This is a genomic window from Pedobacter chinensis (assembly GCF_003339865.1).
Lineage (GTDB): Bacteria > Bacteroidota > Bacteroidia > Sphingobacteriales > Sphingobacteriaceae > Pedobacter > Pedobacter chinensis.
This window is the reverse complement of record NZ_QPKV01000004.1, coordinates 619,542-644,953: the sequence shown is the minus strand read 5'-3', so window position 1 is coordinate 644,953 and position 25,412 is coordinate 619,542. Positions and strand designations below refer to the sequence as shown.

Below are 25,412 nucleotides of genomic sequence, written 5' to 3'. Positions count from 1 at the left end.
TATAGAAACTTTTAACTTCATGTTGATGGCTAATTTTTTTGATTGTACGGAATGTAGTTTTCCCAAGGCCGGGGCTTAAAATTTTCTGTTTCACAATAGTCACGCTTAATGTTAGCAGCTTTAGAATATGATTATCATGTAACGATTAGAATATATAACAGCAGGATTCACACAAATTGGTTAATTTTAGTCTGTATCCTAAATCAATATGTTATGGCAAATTCTAACAGACATGAAAAGGAGTCAACCACTGGCAAAGACACTGATGACTTGATTAAAAAATCTCAGGAGCTCAGGGAAAAACATAAAAAAACCCAGGAGGCATTTGAAAAATTGAAAAAACGAACGGAAAAGTTTTTATCCTCTGACAATGATATAAAATAGCTGTTATCAACTCATCACAGGATTATTCAATATCGGGAGTTTTTAAAATTTATCATGTAACAACCTTTATGCGCATTGATCATGTTTAGATGAAATGGATTGGTCAAAAATCCAACATCACATGGGGTTTGGGCCGGTTATGCGCCAGAATAAAAAACCGTCCGTTCGAGAAAATTCCATTGAAACCAATTAAAAGGACATAAAAAGCAGGAATGTGTTTTCCTGCTCGTATGTTTTGAAAAATATCATTGCCCGTGATAATCGCAATGGTTCTAGCTAACTTGACAAGACGCGTTCATTTTGAATGATGGTATCGGCAAAACGCTCCATCTCCTCGAGTTGAGGACTGCACTGAAGCAAGAAAAAGTTCACACCAATCTTCTCGAATTCTCCAATCCGGTCCTGAACCTGTGCCGGAGTGCCAGTAAGTCCTGTTCTTAAGCCACGGTTTGAAACAGAATAATCGGATAGAGAGACCTGTTGCTCGAGCTGTGTGCCTGAGATCCATTGCTGGTAATTTTTATACCCGGAACTTCCCTCCCGCACATTGGTAATTCTATCAAGTTCCTTTTTTACCTCTTGTTCGCTGTTCCTGATGATACTGTAAGCCGCAACACCAAATTGCATTGGGGCAAGGCCTTTCTTATCCCTGCGTTCAGAAAGATCAGCAATACGTCTGGCGATCAGTTCCGGTGAATCGCCATGCATCACGTAACCATCGCAGGTTGAGGAGATCAGATCCTTTGCTGCTTCAGATTCCCCTCCTGCGTAGATTGGCGGGCGTGGCGAGGATATGGGTTTTGGCTGAAGGATATTATCCTTTACCTTATAAAATTTACCATCAAAACTGAAGTTGTCCTTTTTCCAAACATTGTCGAGTACCTCTAACCATTCAGCTGACCTCGCATAACGATCATCGTGCTGCTCAAAGTGTACACCATATTTTTCCGCCTCATCCTTCCACCATGAAGAAACCAGGTTAAGCGATAGCCTGCCACCGCTGATGTGGTCAATATTTGCAGCCTGTTTGGCCAAAAGAGCCGGATTGTGAAAGGTCGGCCGAACGGCAACCATTAACTCCTGTTTACTTGTTACCGCAGCAAGGGCAGCTGCAGTTGACCAGGCATCGAGCGAAGGAGCACCTTCTCCCTTAATATCGTTCAGGTTCAATTCAGCTATCAACGCCAGATCAAAACCAATTTCTTCACTTCGAATGGCAAGCTGTTTTACATAATCCCATGTAGGCTGCATGTTTTCATCTTCCACGTTTCGGAGCCATCCCCCGAAAACAGGTAACCAGTATCCGTATCTCATACCTTTGAATAAGTTGTTTGTGTTCCGTTAACTTTTTCCAGCTGTTCTTCAAGGAAATCGACCAGCCTTTCATGTGGATTGAAACCGATAACGTTTATCGCATCGGCCACAAAGTTTGAAAGTGCGTTCACATCGTAATAAAGCACCCTACCATCCCGGTCATCGATAATATATTCGATACCGCCAACATCTACCCCACTCTCCTGAACAATCTTTTCGATATTGTCAATAATCTCTTTTGAAGGAGTAAAAGCCTCAACTTTGAGTCCGTTCTTAGGCGCATCGAGGGCGCAGGCGTTACGTACCAGGTCTTGCCCTGTTGTGGTTTGACAGATATCGGCCGGGCAGAGATTGAAACTTTCCCCACTGGTATATACCCTGATTCCATAGAGATATTTTCCGCCAAGCGTCTCTACACGGGTAATATAGCCACCTCTGGCCGGAATAAACTCCTGTACCAAAGCGGTATGGTCAATCCCGAAGTCGATGCGGTTCTTAGCTATTGCTAACCTAACTTCTTCTATGGAATCAAATTTTTCTATTCCAGCACCGCTCCCACCAATATTGGCTTTAATAACAATTGGAAAACGAAGGCCTTCAGCTGCCTTTTCTATTTGAGAGGTGTGGTTAACAACCCTTGATTTAGGATAGCTGATACCAAGTTTTTCCAAAAGCAATAGCTGAAGTGCTTTAGAGGTTTCATATGTAAAAGCTTTATATCCATTGATTACCCTTACCCCATGATCTTCTAAAAACCGGAGATAGTTCAAGGTGTAAAAAGTTCCCTGAACACCATCTCTCAAATAAGCTGATGGACTCATACGGTTAAAAAACAGGTCGAAGTCGGGCTTGCCCCCATCAATGGCAAAATAGTTTTTAGTGGGATTGGTAGTTTCAAAAGGAATACCACGTTTCTCCAGTTCAGCAAACAATGGCTTGAACCAATCGGGTTGTTCGTATGATACGGATATAGAACTCATTTCAATTTAATTAACTATAATTTATATAGGATTAGTAGATTTTATAACAAAGGTATCATTCAATCTGCAGAAAAGCTCACACAGGTAATTTGTATTAAGTATTTTACACTCTACCAAAAGGGCATGGAATTTTACAGCTCCTTCTGTTTTTTCGGACATACTTTCCTTATTTAAGGGTGGCATGTGTTGCCACCCTTAAATATTACCGGCTTCCTCCGCCAATAAGATTTCCGAAGAAGATTGAATTTAAAAATAATCTGGAGGTACCAAGCCAATAGCCCCGATAAGTAGGGTCATCGGCAAACAGGATTATTTCTCCGCTACCACTCCCTGTGGCAATTATTGCAGCCGAATTTGCCACTTTTGCCGTATTGGCTTTTGAAGAGTAACCATTAACCAGGGGCTTTGCTGTATACTGCGCTACTGTTGCATATTTATTTGCGCTTGGCAGCAACAAAGTCGGACCATTTTTATTGATGTACAACTTTCGCGAGGTTACTCCAAAAGCAACCGGATGAGAGATATCCAGATCGGACACGAATATGGCACCATTAATCCTTTTTGAACCTTCCACATCTTCCTGCCTTGAATAATCAAGCCTTTCCACTGCTGGCTTAACTGCTGCTACCGGGCTTCCGCCGCCTGCTGTTTTCGGCTGCGCCTTCGTGGTTTCCTCTGTAGGTTTTTCTACAGGAGCTGATACAGGTGGAACTTCACCCCTCCTTGCAAAGAGATCGGTTTGAGAAAGTTTTTCTCTAACTATCTCCTGCTGCACGGCCCAGGCAGTCGCCGTTTGGAAAGTAATCAGCGTGCCGCCATCATTTACCCAGCTTTTTATCTTGTCAACCGTTGCCTTGTCCCATGCACTATAATTTCCGCCAGGAAGAACGAGCACATTATACCTATTTAAAGAAACCCTTGCGAAGCTCTGTAAATCCAGTTTAGTTACAGGAAGATCCAATTGCTGGTTCAGGAGAAACCACACCTGACCTGCTTCTGAAGAAGTCACACCCTGACCGAATGCTAATGCCACTTCCGGTTTCCGAACCGCTTTAATGTTACTGCTTCCTAAATCTATGCCTTCTGCGCTGAAACCACTCGAAACCGGCGTGATTTCCAGATTTGCAGATCTGGCTACACTATTTAGTGAAGCTAAAAGTGAATCGGCCGAAATACGCTGACCAACTACAGGAATAACGAGTGTACCTGGTAAATAAGATTTTTTTCCGGTTGAAGTATTAGCTACAAATGATTTAAATGCCGTTTTTACCAGTACATTTTTAAGCTGTAGCTGATAAAGTGCTTTGGTAAAAGCATAATCACTTGAATTAATCAGGTAAGCATAAGCTGCACGTTCAACACCTAATCTTCCATTTTCTACTGGAAGATTTTTAACAATGGCGCCCTTAGCAAAAGCACCATTAAGCTTTGCATATTTCAAGCCGTAGGCATGAATAATACTCCAGCCGGTATTGTCATAAAAAATACTATCCTTTAGTGAATTTTCTTCGAAAATAGAATGTACAATTAAGAAGTTTGGTTGCGCTGATGGCACAATGTAAGATTTGCCTTTTTCAAAAGTTTTACCATCCTGGTTAAGGTTATCGGCTACTTCGTAAACTTCTACATGATGCTGCAGCAGCAAACCCAAAAATTTCTGTGTTAAATTAACATCATTTTTATCTCCAAAAACAAATCCCTTGGCCGGGTTTTTCTGTCCCTGTTCAAGTGCATACTTAAAGAAATCTTTTTGAACTTTAAAGAGACCAGCTTTTTCAGCTATAGCACCTTTTATCGTCGAAAAACTTGTTGCCAGGTGATTACGAATGGTAAAAGCAAAAGTTAAGGGACCATTGGTAGATTCCTGAACAATACCAAGAGACCTTGCCTGCTCAAAAGTTGCGGCAACTGAGCCAAAAAATTTGGGATAAGTTGAACCATATATTGGAGACAAATTATCATAGTTCTCTTTAGTGAAGTAAAAAGAGCCGATGTCATCCAGCGCTTTTGCATGGTATTTTGCCAGGATAACCTGATAATCGTAAAGGAATTGCGGAATAATCGGACTTTCATGGCTTTTTGGAGTTGGCTCAAAATAGTATGTGGCATTTGTTCCCTGCTCATGAAAATCTATTTGCACATTTGGGTACCATTTATGGAAAAAAGTTAGGCGGTTGCGGCTTTCTACCTGAACCAGGTTAAGCCAGTCACGGTTCAAATCGGTAAAATAATGATTGGTTCTGCCACCAGGCCAACCTTCCTGATGCTCTTTATCAGCAGGGTCGCCAACCGGGGGAAAAGAATGATAAGCATTTAACCAGTTTGCAGCCCGGTCTCTCCCATCAGGATTTAAAGAGGGATCAATAAATATCACAGACTCTGCAAGCCATTTCTGGGTTTCAGCATCATTACTTGCAGCCAGATAATAGCCGGTAAGGAGACTGGTTTCAGTGCTTGAGGTTTCGTTTCCATGAACACCATAGCCAAGGTTAATGATAATTGGGGCATTTGCTCCAAGTGCAGGTTTTGAAGGATCAACCTGAGCGAGATGTTCTTGTCTGATTTGCTCGAGTTTTTGGTAGTTTGACGGTGCCGTGATGGTAACAATAATCTGCTCACGCTGCTCATAGGTTTTACCAAGGCTTTCTACATGTACGCGATCAGATACTTTTTCGAGTTGACGAAAATAGGCCACAACCTGATCATGCCTGGTCAGGTAGCTTCCTATCGGATAACCAAGGAATGACTCGGGAGTTGGAATCTTTGCATCAAGTTGTGTTGCAGTTGGAAAGAAATAACCGTTTTGGGCGGTTGCCTGCCCGATCCAGATAAGGCTAAGGGCCAGTAATAGTTTTGTAGTATTCAGGAATGTTTTCATTTTTTCTTTTAGCTTTTAGTTTAATAGCCTGGATTTTGGGTTACGTCAGGATCGGATTGCACATCTGAATAAGGGATCGGGAAAAGCCAGAAATTTTTGTTGGTAATCCCCAGCACCGCTCCTGCCCTTTCGGTTCTTACCAAATCAAACCAGCGATGCGCTTCAAAGGCAAATTCAATTGCATTTTCATCTTCAATGGCCTGTATTAATGCGCTTTGAGTGGTTGCGGTGGTTGCCGGCACATCTGCTCTGGCTCTTATCGCATTAAGATCAGCGGCTGCCTCTGTGAGTTTGTTCTGCTGCGCCCTCGCTTCTGCCCTGATCAGATAAAGTTCAGCAATGCGGATAAGATAAGAAGGATCAGTACTGGTAGAAGTTGTATTATACAGCACACCATATACTGTGGTTCCGCTGCCAGCTATCAAAGTATTTCTGGTTCCGCCAACAGCCGGATTGTTAAGTTTGGCCACCAATCCATCCGAAGGTTTCAATGTAAACTGACCACCTGAAGAACTTGGGTACCAAAGGTTCCAGTAGCTGTTCCGGTCGTTTACTGAGTAAGCGAGTTCCAAAACGGATTCTGCAGTCTGAAATGGTGCTGTAAAAAAAGATTTATAAGGCTTTACCAGTGAATATTTAGTATTATTGATGACTTGACTCGCATAGCTCTCTGCATCTGCCCATTGTTTTCTGTACAGGTGAAGCCTTGCCCGAAGCGCCCTTGCAGTACTCTTCTGGGCCCGGTTTCTGGTTGTGGCATCTTCAGGCAGGAGTTGTTCAGCCTGAATTAAATCGGCCAATACCTGATCGTAGGTTTGCTCAAGAGTACTACGCTTAATACCTTTAAGTACGCTGAGGTCAGTTGTTGGCTTTAGTTGTAGCTGAACACCACCCCATCCTCTTGCAAGATCAAAATAAGACAATGCACGGATGAAGTACGCCTCGCCTAAAATTTTGTTTTTCTCTGCCACTGTTAAAAGTGGATCGTTCACTAAAGGAACATAAGTAATTACGCTATTAGCGGAATTGATTGTACGGTAAATACCCTGGTAGGCGGAAACTGTAATTACATTATCCGTAGGAATAGCGTTCTGATCGAGCTGAAGGTATTCGCTCAAAGTACCATTGAAGATAACATTATCAGTGGTTATGGTTCCAAGCGTCGGATAGCTGGATGCATAATAGCCCTGCAGGCGGTCATAAGTGCCAATGATAGCAGCTCTTGCCGTGCTGGCATCTGTGATGGAGGTCTCTGTAGGAAGCGCATTGTTTGGCGCTTCTTCCAAATATTTTTTGCAGGATGAAGAAAGCAAAACTATTGCTAACAAAATTGCTTTAATACTATATGATGTTTTCATATTCTTAATTATCATTAAAACGTTACACTTGCACCAATTTGAAAAGTTCTTGGCTGAGGAACTGTTGCCCAATCATAACCAACGGTGTTCTGGTTATTGGACTGTGAGCTTACCTCAGGATCAAGCCCACCGTAATTGGTAAAGGTGAGCAGATTGGTTCCCTGGGCATAAATTCTGAATTTACTTATACCGATTCTACTCAAAACATCCTTTGGCAGTGTATAACCAAAAGTCAAGGTTTTCAGCCTGATGAAAGATCCGTCTTCAAGGTATCTTGAAGATAGACTTGCCACATTTCCACCATAGTTATTGGCAGCCCCACCATTTTGAGTGGGATTGGCACTATAGGTAGTTAATCTTGGTATGTCTGTTATATCTCCTGGTTTCTGCCATCTTTCCAACTGGCGGGGAAGGAAACCAATGTTTGCCTGGGTACCGCCATGAACCATAAAGAAATCGTTCATGTTCATGATCTTATTGCCCTGCTGGAAATAGAAAAAGAAACTCAGGTCAAATCCTTTGAAGTTAAAGTTGTTGGTCAGTCCTCCGGTGTATTTTGGAAGTGCATTGCCTACAATCTGACGATCAGCAGAGGTAATCAGTCCATCCCCGTTCACATCCTCATATACCGCGTTACCAGTCTGTGGATCTACATAAAGCTGCTTATAAAGTTGAAAGGAATTGCTGGAATAGCCTTGTCTTAAAATTGAAATATTTCTTCCTGAAGCACCAAGACTGATATCCGAGGCAAGTTTTTCAATTTTATTGTTGTTAAAGGAGATGTTGAAATTGGTTGTCCATTGGAAAGCATCGGTTTCTATATTGGTAGAATTGATGCCCAGTTCAACTCCTTTGTTTCTTACAGCACCGTAATTCTGCAGATAAGATGCAAAGCCGGAACGGTATGGTACCGGAACGTTCAATAGCAAATCATAAGTGTATTTATTGTAGTAATCTGCAACAATGCTCAGCCTGTTCTTAAAAATTCCCAACTCGGCACCTACATTGAACTGGCGTGTTGTTTCCCAGGTAAGATCAGGATTGGCAAGTTGCGTTGGTGCTATACCCGGTTGCTCCAGGTAATTGGCACCTGATGACCAAAGACCCTGGGCTGCATATGCACCAATTCCGTTTTGATTACCAGAAAGGCCCAAACTCGCCCTTACCTTCAGTTCATCAAAAAAGTTCAGGTTTTTGATGAATTCTTCCTGGCTCAGCCGCCATGCAACTCCACCGGATGGAAAGTAACCCCAGCGGTTGTTCGTTCCAAATTTTGAAGAGGCATCGGCACGAATACTTCCATCGATGGTATACTTACCATTATAGGTATAGCTTGCCTTACTGAAAAATGATACCAGTTTGGATTCAGAACGTGATGCTGAACCTGACCGGGTTGCTGCAACAGAAACCGACCGAAGACTATTGGCTGCAAAGCCAGTTCCGCTTGCACTTGTGCTTTCATTTAAAACAGTATTCAATGTATTTCCGACAAGGGCATTGATATTGTGTTTTTTCCCCTCCCCAAAAGATTTAACAAAACTTAAAACCTGCTCATTGGTAAGTACCAGATTCTTGTTTTCTATTGATGATGCTGATCCGTTGACTGCAATACCGGCACTGATGAGTGTACTTGAATAACTGTTGTCATACTCGCTAGTGTTGTCAATGCTCCAGCTGCTGCGAATCTTAAGGCCAGGCAGGAATGTATATTCACCGAAAATATTTCCGATGGTTCGCCAGCCTACGGCTTTGCTGTCCAGATTTTCAATCAATGCGATATGATTGTCGAAACTTCCATAACGGGCGTATGTTCCATCTGTATTATATATCGGCAGATGTGATCTGGGAAAAAGGGCTGAATTGATTACGCCCGTAGGGTTGTTATCACTTCCACTCAAGTTTCTTTCCGAACGTGTAAAATTAATGCTCGTTCCAACCTTCAATTTATCAGACAAATAATTGTCATAATTCAGCCTCGCTGAGTAGCGTTTATAATCAGATGGTTTAACAATAGATTCCTGTCCCAAATAACCCAGACTAACGTAATATGTACTCTTATCGGTACCACCCTGTGTGGAAACCTCGTAGTTTGAGCTTTTTGCTGTTCGGAAAAGCCCGCTTATACGGTCATAGGTGGGTAGGCTTTGCGGGTTTGGAAAAGGAAGTACAACTGTTGAAGGATCCTGTCCATTATCAATGGCAGTATTGATTCGTGATTCGTTGGTAAGTAAAGCCACTTCAGGACCAGACGCAACTTCGAACTTTTTTACCGCTGTAGACCAACCCTGAAAGGTGTTCAGATTTATATTGGCTTTTGTGTTGCGCTTTCCTCTTTTGGTGGTCACTATGATGACACCATTGGCACCTAGTGAACCATAAATTGCGGTCGCATTCGCATCTTTCAATATTTGAATATCCTCAATATCCGAAGGATTAAGGTCTGCAATCGGGTTGGAAGCCTGCTGGTTGCCAAGGCCTGCGGAAATGGGGTCTGCATTGCTTACAAAAACCCCATCAATAATGTAGAGCGGATCAACTGATGCATTGATGGAATTGTTTCCCCTTACCCGGAAGGTAATCCCTCCACCCGGAACACCAGAATTAGAGGTAACCTGAACACCTGTGGTTTTTCCCTGCAATAGCTGATTGAATCCACCTGATGGCTGGTTTTGAACCACAGAACCGCTGACACTACTAATGGAACCGGCTATGTATTTACGTTCCTGAGTGCTATAACCTGTAACCACAACATCAGTAAGCTGGCTTTGAACTTCCTGTAAACGGATGGTTACAGGCGTTCCATCCACAACCTGTTCTTTCTGATCATATCCGATATAACTGACGATAAGTGTGTAGGGAAATTTTTGACCGGTTACGAAAGTAAACCTTCCGTCAGGACCTGTAGAGACCGTATGGGTTGTTCCCTTAATCTTAACCACTGCCCCTGGCAGTGGTTGGCCTGTTGCTGCATCCAATACCGTACCATTCAGGCGGGATTGGATTGTTGGCGTTACCTGTGCATAACTCAATACTGCCCAGAAAACGCATAGAAGTAGGTAAAACCCTTTTCTGTAAAGATTTTTCATGTGTTTTGATTAAAATGTTTGGATATAATCCTTTCCTTACCCAAAAAATGGGTTTATGAAAAAGATAAAGTCGATTTGGGAATTGACAGACCAGGTTGTCTGTCTAGGATCTATTTGCCGTTGCTATCACACATGCAGGTGGCGCAAGATTTCAGGGTCGTTAAAGAACTGTCACTTTTCCTAAGAAACTTAGGCTGATTGGGATGTAAAAATTGTTTCATGATTAATTGTATATTAAATCTATAGATTTAGTAGGACAAATTAAAACAATTAAAATCATTTATCCAATTTTTATTCCGAACGCCCCCTGCAACATCATTACTCTTTCAGAATAATATTCTGTTTATTTTATAAATACCAGAAAATTTAAATATTCAGACCTACTCAACCATCTAATCATTCCAAAACAAGGTCAAAAAAAATTCATTTAATTGAGGGTTTCCGGAATTGATAATGTTCATATCCGATATGACTTCTACCATTACAATTCCATTGAAAGCTAGCTACGGCTTGTGCCTTGCCAGTCTTTCAAATCTTTGGCAAGATAATTGGAACGGAGGAAAATAGAAATCATTTGAATGGGTGTGGAACATGAATGGGCATCAAATTTTGAGAATATCCCAAATTTCTCCAATGTAACCGGTAATATATTTCCATGAGGATAAGTGACCAGATCATCTTATTTTAGTCACACTTCAAATTGCGCTATAATTGATAATAGGATTCTTTATCTGTAACTTTATTTTCCTTCGCAAACACCGAAGGATTGAGTCTATATCTTTTTTTAAATTCTTTGCTGAAATGTTTCCTGTTGTTAAATCCTATCATATAGGTTATCTCATTAATGTTAAAAGAGGTTTCTTTGAGTAACTGGGCTGCTCTTTTTAACCTTACTTCTTTTATCAAATCTGCCACTGCATAATTTGTAAGCTGCTGTACCTTTTTGTAAAGTACTGATCTGCTCATGCCAATTTCATCCACAAGATCTAGCACATCAAAAGAAGCATCGGCCATTCTTCTCTCTATAATCGCCATCAGCTTTGCTATAAACTTTTCTTCGGGAGTTACGGCGTTAATATCACTCGGGGAAATCAAAATATTTTTGCTGAACTTCGCCCTTACTACCTCTTGTGCCCTCAATAAATTCCTGATATTCAGCTGCAGCAACTGAAGGCTGAAAGGTTTTGAAAGATAGGCATCTGCTCCCATACCCAATCCTTCGAGTTGATGTTCAACAGAAGCTTTTGCAGTGAGTAAGATAAACGGAATATGATTTGTCGCTTCACTGGATTTTACCCTTTGGCACAATTCGATGCCATCGATGTTGGGCATCATGATATCGCTTACAATCAAATCTGGCATTTCTTTTTCAAGAAGATCTAAAGCAATCTGCCCATCTGAACAATCAATAGTATGATAACCCACCTTCAAGCTATCTATGATCAGCTCCCTTACCTCTACATTATCTTCAACAATCATTAGTGTGTACTTTTTGTTTCCAAAATAACCAGAAGTTGCGAACAATTGGTCTTCAGTGGATAGTGGAAGTGCAATGGACGGTGTACTTTGTGAAGTAATTGTTTGGGAAAGAATTTCAGATGGGGAAAAGTGATGATTTCCTTTTTGGAGCGACACTGTAAAACGTGTTTGATTTTTCTCCAACTGATGGCTCGTTGCTTTTATAGTTCCTTTATGCAATTCTACAATGTTCTTTGCCATGGCAAGACCAATACCCGTTCCAATATGCTGCGTGGCATTATCATCTGCCTGAGAAAAACTTTCAAACAACCTGTCTTTAAAATTTTCGGGGATACCCCTACCGTTATCAATTACCGTGATTTCAATCCAATGGTCATTTTCAGCAACCTGGTCAATAGCTAAAGAAATCTCGCCTCCATCATCTGTAAATTTAAATGCGTTCGACAACAGATTAAAGATTACTTTTTCAAGTTGGTTACTGTCAAAATAAATAAAGACAGGTTCGGGAGGCGCTGAAAAATTAAAAGCTATCTGCCTTGTAAGGGCTAAACTTTCGAAAGATTTGTAAATCTGGTGGCAGAAGGGTACAATGTTCTCGCACCTGCAATATATCTTCAGGTGTCCTTCTTCAGCTTTTCTAAAATCCAGCAATTCAGTAACCAGTTTCATCAAACGATCTGCATTACTCTTGATCAGCAATAATGTTTTTGAGAAATCTGCATTAGTGTGTTCATGAATCAGTTTTTCAAGCGGCCCAAGGATCAGGGTTAGCGGTGTTCTTATTTCATGTGATATATTGGTAAAGAAGTTCAATTTCATCGCATAGAGTTCATTGAGTTTCTCGTTATGGGCATGTTCAACATAAAGGTCGCGTTTTAATCTTTCCCTGTTTCTTATGAAAATGAAAATGGTGTACGCTGCAGCCGCCAATAATACAAGATAGATTAAGTAAGCCCACCAGGTAAGCCATAATGGTGGGCGAATATAAATGTTTAGCGATTTGATTTCATGGCTCCATACCCCATCATTGTTTGCAGCTTTTACGCTGAAAACATAACGGCCTGGCCTAAGATTGGTAAAATTAACTACTCTTTGATTGTCAATTACCAGCCAATTATCTGCCAAACCAGGGCCTTCGAGTTTGTAGGCATAACTGTTATTGTATGGATTGATATAATTTAATGCGGCAAACTTAATACCAAGGGTGGATTGATCGTAATCGAGTTCAAGATTCTGAATTTCTGCAGCAGGGCCCAACAAACACATACTATTGGTTCCTGCCTTTAAAGAGCTGTTGTTAACCAATAATTCGGTAATTACAATAGGTGGTGGAGTAGTATTCTTAGTAATTTTCTCTGGATGAAAAATAGTTAGGCCATTGATACCACCGAACACCATTTCTCCTCCTTTTAGCCTGATACCAGCTTGATTGGAGAATTGATTACTGATCAGGCCATCATTGGTGGTATAAGCCGTGATACTCAAATTTTCTTTTTTAAATGGCAGCTCGAACTTTTTGATCTTTATTTCGGATAAGCCAAGATCTGTACTGACCCATAGGTTGTTTTGTGCATCTTCAACAATAGCATGTATCACATTATCGTTTAAACCATGTTGTTTATCAATAACATAGAATTTTTGGTTTTGACTGTCGAAATAATTTAAGCCACCATCTTCTGTACCTATCCAAAATCTGTTTTTTGAATCCTTGAAGAGCGCCAAAACATTACTCTTACTGAGATGATATTTTTTATTACCTATTTTTTGATAGACTCCAAGAATTCTATTTGATTTGATGTGATAACGGTTTAATCCGTTTTGGGTGCCAATCCAGAGAATGTCTGCTCCATCCTTTAATAATGCTGTTATATAGTTATCCGATAAACCATTTTCATTATTTGATGTTAAGAAATGTTTGGTTTTATTTTGCTCTTTGTGATTGTCACTAACTACAGTCGTTCTTTCTTCAGAAGCCTTGGTAAGCAGTACAGGCGATTGTCCGTTGGGCAAAACATATCGTAAACCGCCGCCATTGGTTCCTATCCAAGCTCCCTCCCCATCAGACAGGATACAGGAAATGAGGTTTTCACTGAGCTTACTGTGTGACGAGTGGAGATCGATAAATTTAAGTTTCCTTAATTTTTTATTAAACAGACTTACACCGTTAAGTGTTCCGACCCAAAGGTTGCCCCTGCCATCATCACTTAAGGATTTTACACCATTAAATGGCTGTGTATTGTTTTTAATGTGAACGTTGTAACTAGCGCTGGTGTTGACATTGAGGTTGAAATGGTTCAGACCGCCTGCTGTTCCTATCCAAAGGGTATTATCATTATCTTGCACTACGGAGGTAACCAGCGCATGATTAAGCCCTATTGGTTTTCCTACCTTTTCTCCAATATTATGAAAATTTGAGTTCCCGTTATAATAAAAATTAAGACCTCCAGCAAACGTTCCAACCCAGATACAATTGTTCCTGTCCATAAGTAAGCTCCAGATCGAATTGTCGTTAAGGCTTTTTTCATCAAGTGGATCATGCCTGTAGTTTTTAAATTCCTGTGTTTCTTTATCCAGCACACTGAGTCCATTACGGGTTGCAAACCATACCTGATTATTTTTAAACAGAATATCCTTAACCCAATTTGATGCTATTGTGTTCTTTCTTTCCTGATAAAAATAATTTTTAAGCGTGCTGTTATTTTTGGAAAATCTAAATACGCCAGAAATTTCAGTACCAAAATAAAGATCTTGATTAAGGTCCTGCTTAATCACTAAAACCCTGTTGTCCAAAAACTTTTCGTACAGAGAAAAAGCATTCGGTAAAGGCATTGTTCGCTGGTTAATCGGATTGAACTTTACCAACCCTGCCTCTGTACCAGCCCATACGTTATTTTCATGATCAACAAAAAGGGAAAATACAGGGCTATTTATAAAGTTCAGGTTTTGATGATAAGCAGGTATATCTTCTAACTTATAAGTCTTTTTATTGAGTTTTTTTAACCCTCCAAATGTGCCTACCCATATATTTTTTTGATGGTCTTCTGTTATTGAGGAAATATAATTTCTACCGCCTTTAATATCCCAAACATCGATGCGCCTGAAAATCCCCATTGCAGCATTGTATAAATTAAGTCCGTTTGCGGTACCTATCCAAAGCTGGTCTTTGCTGTCCTGGAATATTGTATTTACTTTGTTATTGCTTAGTGTACAGCTATCATTTGCTATCGGATGGTAGGCATTGAATTCGTATCCATCGTATCTGATTAATCCTTTTTGGGTGGCCAGCCATATAAAGCCTGTCTTATCCTGAACGATACTGGAAATTGGACTCTGTACAAGACCATCCTTATTGGAAAAATGCTTGAAACCAGGTGTTTGTGCCTGTAAAAAATTACAAGCAAAAAACAGAAAAATGAAATAACAATACCTATTTATATACATGAGTGCTTAGTAATTTTCTAATCGAGAAATCTTGTATATTGTAGAATTAAAAGCGAATCTGCTATAAAATATGATCTTATGAAAATGATTTCCCTTTATAATGACCAATTTAATAATTTTTGAGTTTATAACCAGATTAATACAGAACCAAATGAATATTTTTAGCGCTTCTGCCTGGCTGTCACGTCATCTCAATCCGATAGCTGTCAGATTTATTTTATTAGCTGCCTTTGTATTTTTAAAGGTCTAACAGCTGCTTCGCGATCAGGATTTATATTGGCAGAAAATTTACTCCATAGCTTGACAAATGAAACTTAAAAGTCAATACTTCAAAATTATCGATGTGCCAGCCTTTGCCGAATTCGGGTAAGTGTTTGTCTTTCGATACCAAGATAGCTACATAAGTGAGACAGGGAAATCCTGTTAAACAGCCCTGGATGTTGTTTAATAAAATCAAGATATCGTTCTTCGGCACGTTGAAAGATGAAACTCTCTAAACGAAGCTGTTGCTTATCTAAAATCTCTTCTGCAATTAGACACCTGTAATTTTCTGAATTTGGCCAATGGCGATACTCCAGATTTAATTCATCAAAAGGGATACAGATAAACTTTGAAGGCTCTAAACATTGAATAATATAGCGGCTAGGCTGTTGTTTAATAAAAGTTGGGTAATCGGTTGCGTAGTCTCCCTCTGCAAAAAAACCAACAGTTATTTCATTTCCATCACTATCGATAAAGTAAGCCCGTGCCAATCCTTTGGCTACAAACCCTAAAACCTTTTGAACCTTACCCGCCAATAGAAAAAAATCCTTCTTCTTTAGTTCTATCACACTTGATGTGGAGGATGTTTGAGGAAGTTGATCATCAGACATATTTGGCACAAATGCACTTGCAAACCTCAAATATGCATCAGCTTCTGGTTGTATATCTTTCATAATCTTTCAATTTGTGTTGCTGTTAACAGCAACCTATTGTTTTCATTGATCTTAATTTACCCTCCCGTTTTTGCGCATTTAGGGTTTAAATCAGATCGAGTTGTTTAATTCTATTTCAGGCACATTTATTTTCTGTACATTGATAAGCTAGTTAGTACAATGTTTTAACAAAGTTCGTTCTGGCAGTTCGCCAACATTTTCTGATGGATAGCTCTGTGTTTTTCCTGTTAGGTAAATATCGTTACTTGATTATTTTTCAAGGGCTCGCTAATATCCTTTTTAGGGGGTTGTTTTGTCTCTTCGATGCTAAAGAATAACAATTCAGGATAAAGCATTCACAAAACGCACTACACAAAAAACTATAAATCAAATGTTTACATAAAAAATAATATCTGATGAATGATTACTGTCATGGAGTTTTTCATACTTTAAACTCAAACACCAGACGAGATATCTTCCCGCAATGCGGATAAACAAAAGCAGCCCTTTGGGAACTGCTTTATTAACGAGTTTTAGGTCTTAATCGTCATTACAGAGCACGGAGCTTCGATCTTTTTACGGACGCATAATTGCCATCCGATAAATAAAATAAAACTCTGTGGAAACCATCAAAAAATAAATTTATTAATCGGACGGTAAACGATTATATTCGTTAATGGTTTCGCAAATACACGAGGTAGCGGTTATTGTAGGACGACCACCGAGAAAAACGACTGACAAAAAAATAAAAAGTATGCTGACAAACATAAATCCAAAATTGCCAATGCGGAACAAGGCTGCAACAGACTTTTATGTAAACAAGTAGGTTTTCAAGATTTTGGAAGTGCTGACTTTGACGGCTATTTAATGGTTGAAAAGGACAACATTCAAATTCACTTTTTTGAGTTTAAGGAACTTGACCCAAAAGCAAACTATGGACAAGTTTATATCCGAACAAACGACATTGACAATTTGTATCAGTCATTATTGCATAGCAAAGTGAACATTTACCCAAACGGAACTTTGCAGACAAAACCTTAGGGACAAAAAGAATTTGCTTTGCTTGACCCCGACAATAACTTATTGACCTTTGGACAAAGTGAAAACTAAAAACGACAAGATATGAATTTTACAAAATTAGTACCCAGTGTATTTTATACCGACCTTTCAGACGGACTTAAATTATTTGTGGACTGTCTTCAATTCACAATCGTACACAAAGATTTGAATACTTCACAACCTTACTGTGTTTTAAAAAAAGATGAAATAGGCATTATGGTTTTTCAAGATGAACAATTAGCGAAAGAACATAATCCAGAACTAAGACTTGTAACGGATAATATTGAAGAAGTATATGCAAAGGTGTCGGCTTCTCATCCTCATCTACTGCACCCAAATCTTGACAAAGTTACAATCAGACCCTGGGGTGCAAAAGAATTTGCAATTGCGGACAATCAACTTGGTATTAGATTTCAACAATGGTAATAGAAAAACAACGAACCATTAACACGGGTTTACCTTCGGTGCTGCTTCGCGGTTGCGTCAGGCGGGCTGACGTGCAAACCTGGAGCTTAGTGCTGCTATTCAAGTTCAGTGTTGGCAGACAGTATAGTGCTCCGAAACCTGCCCGAATGCAAAGCCCCAAACCGTTGTGTGCAATGCCATGTGACAGTGTAAAACCAAGTTTTCTTGTATATAATAAGTTTAAACAATAAAATTATCGTTAATAATGAGCAATGATTTAAAAGACAACACAAACGTTAAGCAAGCTGTTCCGTTTTTTATGGTTGTAAATATGGATAAGTCACTTAATTTTTATATTAATGGATTAGGTTTTGAATTGAAAAACAAATGGGAACCAAGTGGCAAGATTGAATGGTGTTGGCTTCAACTTGACAATGCTTCAATTATGCTGCAAGAGTATAGACAAAGCCCTCCAAATGAAAAATTAGGTGAAGGTGTAAGTGTATGTTTTATGTGTGAGGATGCTTTAACAATCTATAACCAAATTACTTTACGTGGACTTTTGCCATCAGAACCGTTTGTGGGAAATAACTTATGGGTAGTTGGGCTAAAAGATCCTGACGGTTATAATATTTATTTTGAAAGCCCTACTGACGTACCAGAAGAAACATTGTATTCAGAATGGTTAAAGACAAATAAAATGAATTAACTTTTGACTTACTCTATGAATTTGAAAGCACTGCCACCAACAGCGGTTTGACTATATTTTTTGTTCGGGGGCGACAGTGCTTTATTCAACATTCGTGCAATAATGAACGAAAGTGCTTCTATTGAACTTTTGTGCTTTAAATCCCCTCACAAAAAACATCGCCAAGCCGCCGCCCGTTACCTGCTATTTTAGACCGAAACTCAAAACAATGACATTAACCTCATTTCAAAGTATGAAGAAAAAATTCTTGACACTCTTTCTTTTGTTCCTATCGTACTCAACATGCGCACAAATGAAAGCTATCCCAAATATTCCTACCATTAGTCCAGAGGATGCGGGTTTCAATAATGATTCCATTAATGCGCTTACCGATACAATTTCTAATTTCAAGCAAAGAGATTATCGAGGACTGATTGTAATTAAAGACAATAAAATTGTATTGGAAAATTACTACAACACATTTTGGCGTAATCACATACACGATATTCGGTCTGCTGGAAAGAGTATAACTGCGTTGCTTTTAGGCGTAGCCATCAAAGATGGTTTGGTAAAAAATTTAGAGCAAGACGTTTACTCTTTCTTTCCAAAGAAAAAATACCCTTCTATTCACGATGATTATAAAAAAGTCAAACTGATTCATCTACTGAATATGGTTTCTGGTTTAGATGCTGACTCGGACAACTCTAAAACTAAGGGTAGCGAAGGAAAATGGATAGCAAAGGACGAATGGTTAAGTTACTTGTTAAGTGTTTCTCTATCAAGCGAGCCAGGAAAAAAATGGGTCTATGCAGACATCAATGCTGTTTTGATTGGTGCTATTATTGAAGAAAAATCTGGTATGAGCCTAAAAGATTATGCTAAGCAAAAAATTTTTGACCCTTTGGAAATAAAAGAGTTTTATTGGTACACTAATACTGCAAACCAAACTGGTGCTGCTGGCAATCTTTATATATCCACGCTGGACTTTGCAAAATTGGGCTTATTAGTTGCCAACAAGGGAAAATGGGGGAATAAACAGTTAGCTGATAATGATTATATGAACAGGTTATTGAGTGAACATTCCTCTGCAATAGGCGACTATAATCCTTTGGCTGACGGATATGGTATGCTTTGGTACAGAACAAAAAGGAAGTTTGGTAACCGAGAAATAAACTATCTATGGGCATCAGGAAATGGTGGCAATCATTTGGTGGTTGTTCCCGAAGAAAATATGGTCATTGCTATGACCTCTGGTGCTTACGGAAATTGGTATCCCCATACAAGGGCATATTATATTCTTGGTAAAGTATTTCAAGCGTTGAAACAAAATGACTAAAAAAACAGCAGGCTCGTTGTCGGGATTTAGGAAGGACTCAACTTTTAAATTGACAAAGTTGGATGATTAACGTGATGCACACCCGATCGCCTAACAAGGGTTTTAAAAAATTGGCGGAAATTCATCCTCAACCTGTTATATTGCACAGAAATTTAACGTAACCACCAACTTGCGCCAAGCCCCGGAACGTTAGCGGTTATGGTAGGACCACCGTAAAATGAAAAGTTGAATATAAAACGACAAGACAATGACGAACGAAATTTTATTTACGGAAAGACAGAAATTCAAACAATGGTGGCTTTGGTTATTATTGTTAGGCATTAACGGGCTTTTTTTATTTGGCGTTTTCAAGCAAGTTATTGGTGGACAGCAATTTGGCAACAAACCAATGAGCAACGCAGGACTTTTAGCAACGACAGGTTTGATGATATTATTAACGCTGTTGTTTGTAAACTTTCGGCTTGACACAAACATAAAAAAGGACGGAGTTTATGTTCGTTTTTTTCCATTCCACTTAAAATTCAAACATTATTCTTGGGACACCTTGACAAAATCTTTTGTTAGACAATATTCTCCACTAATTGAATACGGTGGTTGGGGTTTAAGACTTGGATTATTTGGAAAAGGAACGGCTTTTAATGTTTCGGGCGACAAAGGTTTACAACTTGAATTTACAAATAAGAAGAAATTGCTCATCGGGACAAACAAACCAGACGAATTAACCGAAACGCTGAACAAAATTGGACAACTAAAACAATGACAAAAGAAAAACGCCCTATAACACGGGTTTTGCGTCAGGCGGGCTGACGTGCAAACTTGGAGCTTTGTGCTTCTATTCAAGTTCCGTACTGGTTGACAGTTTTGTGCTTCGAAACCCGCCCGAATGCCAAGCCGCGGCCCGTTAGCGGCAAGCAAACCAACGACACTGCCAAAACCAACAATGACACTTTTAAAGGACTTTAGACATATCATTTTATACGGACTGATTTTAGCGATTTTGGTTTTCGCCCTGAAATGGTTGCAATGGAAATTCTTAATCTTTGACAATTCCATTGACATTTACATCGGACTTGTTTCTGTGTTTTTTACTGTTTTGGGAATTTGGATTGCTACCCAAATTGTGAAACCCAAAGTAGAAACCGTAATTGTAGAAAAAGAAATTATAGTAACACAACCCGAAAAATTTATCATAAACGAGACCGAACTTAAAAAACTCAATTTAAACAGTCGGGAATATGAAATTTTGCAACTTTTGACAAAAGGACACAGCAATGCTGACATCGCACAAACCCTATTTCTTTCCTTGAGTACAATAAAAACACACGTTTCCAACCTTTATTTCAAATTGGACGTAAAAAGCAGGACACAAGCAATAGAAAAAGCCAAACGACTGAAAATCATTGAATAAACTTGCTCATACTTTAGTACCAAACGCATTGAAAATTAAATATCGGTACCAAAGTATGACGACAATTACAGCACCAGATTTTAGTTTTGTGGCGAATTTTAAATATCTAAACAAATGAAAAGAATAGTATTAGTTTTTGGCTTAATTATCGGTGCGGTGTTTTGTGCCAACATTGGTTTTATGATTTATTGGATGTACCACAATCCAAATTTAAAAAGCAATGACATTGTAGGTTATGCTGCAATGGTTCTTGTTTTTTCGCTCATATTCTTCGGAACAAGAAATTACAGGAACAAACATCTTGGCGGTTATATCACATTCGGAAAAGCATTTAAAACAGGAGCTTTAACTGCATTAGTCGGCTCAACAATATACGTTTTAGCTTGGCTGTTTTGTTATTATTTATTCGTTCCAGATTTTATGGACGTTTATTCCGATTATGTGTTGAAAAACTGTACGATTGATGACTTGCCAGCTAAAACAAAAGAAATGGCAAACTTCAAAGAAATGTACAAAAATCCACTTTTTGTAATTTTGATTACCTATTCCGAAGTGTTGCCAATCGGTTTAGTGGTTGCTCTTGTGAGTGCCTTGATTTTAAAAAGGAAAAATAAAAATTTATGACGACACATAATTCCGACATAAAACTTAGACCAACGGAAATAGCGGACTTGGACGCTTTATTTGAATTTCAACTTGACAAAGAAGGTGGATACTTAGCTGCTTTTATGCCAAAAGACCCGACAGACAAATCTGCTTATATAAACAAATACACAAAATTATTGAGCGACCCTACCGTAAACAATCAGACAATTATCGTTGACAACATTATCGTTGGAAGTGTTGCGAAGTTTGTAATGGAAGGCGATGCGGAAATTACTTATTGGTTGGATAGAAAATTTTGGGGACAGGGAATTACCACAAAAGCACTAAAAATATTTCTTGCCATTGAAACGACAAGACCAATTTTCGGAAGAGTTGCATTTGACAATTTTGGCTCACAGAAAGTTTTAGAAAAATGTGGTTTCGTTAAAGTCGGTACAGACAAAGGTTTTGCCAATGCAAGACAAACAGAAATCGAAGAATTTATTTACAAACTAAATTAGCAACAAAATGCACGATAAAAACAAAGAAAGAGTTTACAAAATGGCTTTTGCAGGAGTTTATCCGCATTACATTACAAAAGCCGAAAACAAAGGACGAACCAAAACCGAAGTGAACGAAATCATTTTTTGGCTGACAGGGTATGACGAGAAAACGTTACAAAAACATCTTGACAACAAGACCAATTTTGAAGATTTTTTCAATCAGGCAAACATCAACCCGAACGCATCAAAAATAACAGGTGTAATATGCGGTTATCGTGTAGAAGAAATAGAAGAAAAACTGACACGGGAAATCCGGTATTTAGACAAACTCATTGACGAATTAGCAAAAGGAAAAGCGATGGAAAAGATTTTACGAAAGTAACCCGACAAAACTGTAACAATTGACGAAACGACAACAAACAAATAAATCAGAATATGGACAAAACGAAAATTACCAGAGAAAATGTTGTTGAAGCGGAAAACAAACTTTTTTCGGCCCAACTTGTAAGCAATGTGGACATGCTTGACCAACTATTGCATGACGATTTAATTGCAGTTGCACCGACAGGACAAATTCTAACTAAAGAAATGGACTTGAACTCTCATAGAGCGAAAACAATGATTATTGAAGACGCTTCAACAGAAATTGACGACATTAAAATAATGGGCGACACAGCACTTTCAATCGTTACAATGACAGCGAAAGGAAAAATGGTGGGAACACCAATAGAAGGAAAATTTAGATATTTTAGAGTTTGGAAATGCTTTGACGACACATTGAAAGTTATTGGAGCAAGTTTTATGCAGCTACCTTGATTAAAAGTGAACAAAAAACACTGCCTGTAACAGCGGTTTTGCATCAGGCGGGCGGATGTGCAAACTTGGAGCTTTGGGCTTCTATTCAAGTTCAGTGCTGGCAGGCAGTTTTTGTGCTCCGAAACCCGCCCGAAAGCAAAGCTCAAGAACGTTAGCGGTTATTATAATGGACGACATTGAAAACAATGGACAACGAAAAGACATTTAAAACAAAGACAGGCTTTTGCCATATTTTGCCAGACAAAATTGTTCTGACACGTGAAGGAATTATCGGAAACGTTGCGACCGTGACAGTAGGAAATAACATTTCAAGAATTCTAATTATTTACGGTGGACTAGCAATCGGACTTTTTTATTTGGCATTTGACAGTTACACAGAAGGACAAATAGCACCATTGATATTATTCGGACTTTTCGGAATTTACTTAGTTTACGGAATAGTAAATAGTATCAATAACTCTGCAACACCAATCATAGACCGACAAAATATTAAAGAAGTTAAATTTAAAAAAGCTATTGTCGGTTTGACACGTTCACGATTTGAAGTGTTATTTGAAGACGAACAAGGCAAGCTTAAAAAACGGCTAATTTTGCTTCCCGGCTCATTGACAGACGGACAAAGTGAAACGGAGAAAGCTATTAAAATAATGACAGATGAAAAATTAATAACGAACCGCTAACATGGGCTTTTGCGTTAGCGGTAACCACTTACTGACTAACATAACGACAGATTGAGAAAAAACATGGAGAATTCAACATCAATAACAGATGCAATTTGGACACAATTTGGAGCAAGTCTCGATATGCTCGAAAATGCAATTAATATGTGTCCTGACGAACATTGGGAAACAGAATCAGACTTTTGGTATCTATCTTTCCATTGCATTTTTTGGACAGACTATTACTTATCGACAGAACCTCATAAATTTGAACCACCGAAACCTTTTACTTTTTCAGAATTTGACCCTGCAGGTAAGAAACCGGAAAGAACTTACACAAAGCCAGAAGTTCTTGACTACTTGGAACATTGCCGGCTAAAAGCAAATCGGCTTATTAGCGAACTAACACCAAACAGAATGAACGACCGCTGGATTAACGAATACAAAAACTATTCTTTACTTGAAATTCTGTTATATAATATGAGACATATTCAACATCATTCCGCACAGTTTAACTTGTTCCTTAGACAGACTATTGACAATGCACCAAATTGGGTAGGTCAAGCAAAGAAACTTGCCGATAAATAGACGGCCAAAAATTAAACTGACGAAATGTGGCTACAGCTAACAAAGGTTTTGCAATAGTGGGGCGAAACTGCAAAGTTCAACTGTTGTATTCTATTGAACTTTTGTGCAAAATTGAAGATTTGTGCTTCGATTCTCCCACCACCGCAAAGCCACAGAACGTTGGCAACAAAGCTAAACGACCACAGCCCGATACTTGTAAAGTCATCGGTAAGTTGTTCGAAGTCTAACTAAATCAGACCTTGTACAAAACATCAACGGCCATTCTTATCAACTTTTGGGATGGAACAGTCCTTCTGTGACTTTTAGAAAATTATCACGAACAGACAATCATTCAAACTTGTAGCCAACGGCTAAAAAGGTAACTTTTCAAGACTTTCAACCTTTTGCTGCTTGCTTAAAAAATTCAATTGACGCTTGTAATTCTTCTTCTGTTTCGGGCAATTGAGCTTTTAATCCTCGTGTAATTTGAGCTTGAATACTTTCAACAAAAGGTCTGTATGTTTCATTATATTTTGCAAAGGCCGCTTTGTAATCTCCTTTTGAAGAAAGAAGTGCATCTACCAATTTTTTTGCTCCAAGAATTGCCAACGTTGTTCCCATTCCTGTGAAAAAACTTGGTGCGTATGCAGCATCGCCAACTAACGCCACACGTCCTTTTGTCCAGGTAGGCATATGAATTTGGCACACTTCATCGAAAAACAAATTCTCCGAATGCAGCAATGCATCTAACATTTCAGGGATTTTCCAATTTGTATCATTGCCGAAAGCTTCTTTCAAAATTTGTTTATGCTGTTCTTGATTTCTGTAATCCCAATTCAGTTTGGGCGAAAGAAACATCAATAGGGCATTCACAGAATTTTGAAACTGATAAAGCACCGCTTGTTTGCCGACTTCCCGATAAATTATTCCAGTGTCTTTGGCTTTGCCTGTTTGTATGTGATTGGCTTCTGCAAACGCAAAATAAACATCAAAAAACTTCGAGAATTTTTTTTCATCGCCGAACACCAATTTCCGCACAACAGAGTGCGTGCCGTCTGCGCCAAACACGAAATCAAAATTTCTTTTCACACCATTTTCAAACATTACTTCAACGCTATCTTCGCGCTGTGTGAGCGTTTCAATGCTGTTTCCAAACAAGAATTCAACTTCGTTTTTTGGAACGATTTCATAAAGTATATCCACCAAATCGCCCCGATTGATCTCAATATCGCCACGATATTCGTCGAACTCATTGATTGAAAAGTTAACCAGCTTTTCGTTTTTTGCATTCACGATTTCGGTGTCGTGCACAAATTCCATCGCTTTGATTTTTTCATAGATCCCCATTTCTTTGACCACGTTCAAGGCCTCGCCACGCACATCAATGGGCGAACCGCCTCTGCGCAGTCCTTTGCCTACTTCAACAATGGTTATTTCTAATCTGTCCCCACCGAATCTTTTTAACCAATACGCCAAAGTCAAACCCGCAAAACTTGCACCCGATATTAAAACTTGCTTTTTCATAATCTTTACTTTTACAGCACAAAATTAT

20 protein-coding genes are annotated in these 25,412 nt (G+C 39.0%); 12 read left to right on the top strand and 8 right to left on the bottom strand.

What is annotated here, in order from left to right:
- Positions 1 to 213: 213 nt before the first annotated feature.
- On the top strand, positions 214 to 384 hold the full coding sequence (locus tag DU508_RS23835) for a hypothetical protein (RefSeq protein ID WP_158542171.1): 171 nt from the start codon (positions 214 to 216) through the stop codon (positions 382 to 384).
- A 276-nt stretch (positions 385 to 660) separates the two neighbouring features.
- Here DU508_RS23835 and DU508_RS13215 read toward each other — a convergent pair whose 3' ends face one another.
- The 7 genes from DU508_RS13215 to DU508_RS13185 form a co-directional block, all read right to left on the bottom strand.
- Entirely contained in the window at positions 661 to 1,698 is a 1,038-nt protein-coding gene (locus tag DU508_RS13215; protein ID WP_115403256.1) for an LLM class flavin-dependent oxidoreductase, read from the bottom strand.
- Positions 1,695 to 2,678 carry an ATP-grasp domain-containing protein gene (locus tag DU508_RS13210; protein ID WP_115403255.1) on the bottom strand — a complete coding sequence of 328 codons (984 nt, stop codon included), beginning with the start codon at positions 2,676 to 2,678 and terminating at the stop codon, positions 1,695 to 1,697. Before DU508_RS13210 ends, DU508_RS13215 begins: the two co-directional genes overlap by 4 nt.
- A gap of 202 nt (positions 2,679 to 2,880) precedes the next feature.
- On the bottom strand, positions 2,881 to 5,556 hold the full coding sequence (locus DU508_RS13205; RefSeq protein WP_115403254.1) for a M14 family zinc carboxypeptidase: 2,676 nt from the start codon (positions 5,554 to 5,556) through the stop codon (positions 2,881 to 2,883).
- Between the two features lie 20 nt (positions 5,557 to 5,576).
- Positions 5,577 to 6,914 (bottom strand): RagB/SusD family nutrient uptake outer membrane protein, encoded by a 1,338-nt coding sequence (locus tag DU508_RS13200; RefSeq protein WP_115403358.1) that lies wholly within the window; start codon positions 6,912 to 6,914, stop codon positions 5,577 to 5,579.
- A gap of 14 nt (positions 6,915 to 6,928) precedes the next feature.
- Positions 6,929 to 10,000 (bottom strand): SusC/RagA family TonB-linked outer membrane protein, encoded by a 3,072-nt coding sequence (locus tag DU508_RS13195; RefSeq protein WP_115403253.1) that lies wholly within the window; start codon positions 9,998 to 10,000, stop codon positions 6,929 to 6,931.
- A gap of 705 nt (positions 10,001 to 10,705) precedes the next feature.
- Positions 10,706 to 14,920 (bottom strand): hybrid sensor histidine kinase/response regulator transcription factor, encoded by a 4,215-nt coding sequence (locus DU508_RS13190; RefSeq protein WP_115403252.1) that lies wholly within the window; start codon positions 14,918 to 14,920, stop codon positions 10,706 to 10,708.
- A 335-nt stretch (positions 14,921 to 15,255) separates the two neighbouring features.
- Entirely contained in the window at positions 15,256 to 15,855 is a 600-nt protein-coding gene (locus DU508_RS13185) for a Crp/Fnr family transcriptional regulator (RefSeq protein ID WP_115403251.1), read from the bottom strand.
- A gap of 1,101 nt (positions 15,856 to 16,956) precedes the next feature.
- On the opposite strand from DU508_RS13185, the gene DU508_RS13175 reads away from it, so the two are divergent.
- The 11 genes from DU508_RS13175 to DU508_RS13120 all read left to right on the top strand — a co-directional run bounded on the left by DU508_RS13175 (position 16,957) and on the right by DU508_RS13120 (position 23,881).
- Positions 16,957 to 17,319 carry a VOC family protein gene (locus tag DU508_RS13175; RefSeq protein ID WP_115403250.1) on the top strand — a complete coding sequence of 121 codons (363 nt, stop codon included), beginning with the start codon at positions 16,957 to 16,959 and terminating at the stop codon, positions 17,317 to 17,319.
- 244 nt (positions 17,320 to 17,563) lie between these two features.
- Positions 17,564 to 18,007 carry a VOC family protein gene (locus DU508_RS13165; RefSeq protein ID WP_115403248.1) on the top strand — a complete coding sequence of 148 codons (444 nt, stop codon included), beginning with the start codon at positions 17,564 to 17,566 and terminating at the stop codon, positions 18,005 to 18,007.
- Positions 18,008 to 18,299: 292 nt separating this feature from the next.
- Positions 18,300 to 19,322: a serine hydrolase domain-containing protein gene (locus DU508_RS13160; protein ID WP_158542170.1), complete on the top strand. Its 1,023-nt coding sequence runs from the start codon at positions 18,300 to 18,302 to the stop codon at positions 19,320 to 19,322.
- Between the two features lie 247 nt (positions 19,323 to 19,569).
- Positions 19,570 to 20,082: a hypothetical protein gene (locus tag DU508_RS13155; RefSeq protein WP_115403246.1), complete on the top strand. Its 513-nt coding sequence runs from the start codon at positions 19,570 to 19,572 to the stop codon at positions 20,080 to 20,082.
- Positions 20,083 to 20,262: 180 nt separating this feature from the next.
- The gene (locus tag DU508_RS13150; RefSeq protein ID WP_115403357.1) at positions 20,263 to 20,730 is read left to right on the top strand and encodes a LuxR C-terminal-related transcriptional regulator; all 468 of its coding nucleotides are present in this window, start codon (positions 20,263 to 20,265) and stop codon (positions 20,728 to 20,730) included.
- 114 nt (positions 20,731 to 20,844) lie between these two features.
- Positions 20,845 to 21,354 carry a DUF4199 domain-containing protein gene (locus DU508_RS13145; protein WP_115403245.1) on the top strand — a complete coding sequence of 170 codons (510 nt, stop codon included), beginning with the start codon at positions 20,845 to 20,847 and terminating at the stop codon, positions 21,352 to 21,354.
- On the top strand, positions 21,351 to 21,836 hold the full coding sequence (locus tag DU508_RS13140; protein WP_115403244.1) for a GNAT family N-acetyltransferase: 486 nt from the start codon (positions 21,351 to 21,353) through the stop codon (positions 21,834 to 21,836). Before DU508_RS13145 ends, DU508_RS13140 begins: the two co-directional genes overlap by 4 nt.
- A gap of 7 nt (positions 21,837 to 21,843) precedes the next feature.
- Positions 21,844 to 22,200, top strand: a complete 357-nt coding sequence (locus tag DU508_RS13135) for a DUF2200 domain-containing protein (RefSeq protein WP_115403243.1) — start codon at positions 21,844 to 21,846, stop codon at positions 22,198 to 22,200.
- Between the two features lie 53 nt (positions 22,201 to 22,253).
- Positions 22,254 to 22,634: a nuclear transport factor 2 family protein gene (locus DU508_RS13130; protein WP_115403242.1), complete on the top strand. Its 381-nt coding sequence runs from the start codon at positions 22,254 to 22,256 to the stop codon at positions 22,632 to 22,634.
- Between the two features lie 185 nt (positions 22,635 to 22,819).
- A complete protein-coding gene (locus DU508_RS13125; RefSeq protein WP_115403241.1) occupies positions 22,820 to 23,314 on the top strand; it encodes a phosphoribosylaminoimidazolesuccinocarboxamide synthase in 495 nt (164 codons plus the stop codon).
- A gap of 63 nt (positions 23,315 to 23,377) precedes the next feature.
- Positions 23,378 to 23,881, top strand: a complete 504-nt coding sequence (locus tag DU508_RS13120) for a DinB family protein (RefSeq protein WP_115403240.1) — start codon at positions 23,378 to 23,380, stop codon at positions 23,879 to 23,881.
- Positions 23,882 to 24,256: 375 nt separating this feature from the next.
- Here the strand turns inward: DU508_RS13120 and DU508_RS13115 are convergent, their stop codons facing one another.
- Positions 24,257 to 25,384 carry an FAD-dependent monooxygenase gene (locus tag DU508_RS13115; protein WP_115403239.1) on the bottom strand — a complete coding sequence of 376 codons (1,128 nt, stop codon included), beginning with the start codon at positions 25,382 to 25,384 and terminating at the stop codon, positions 24,257 to 24,259.
- Positions 25,385 to 25,412: the final 28 nt, after the last annotated feature.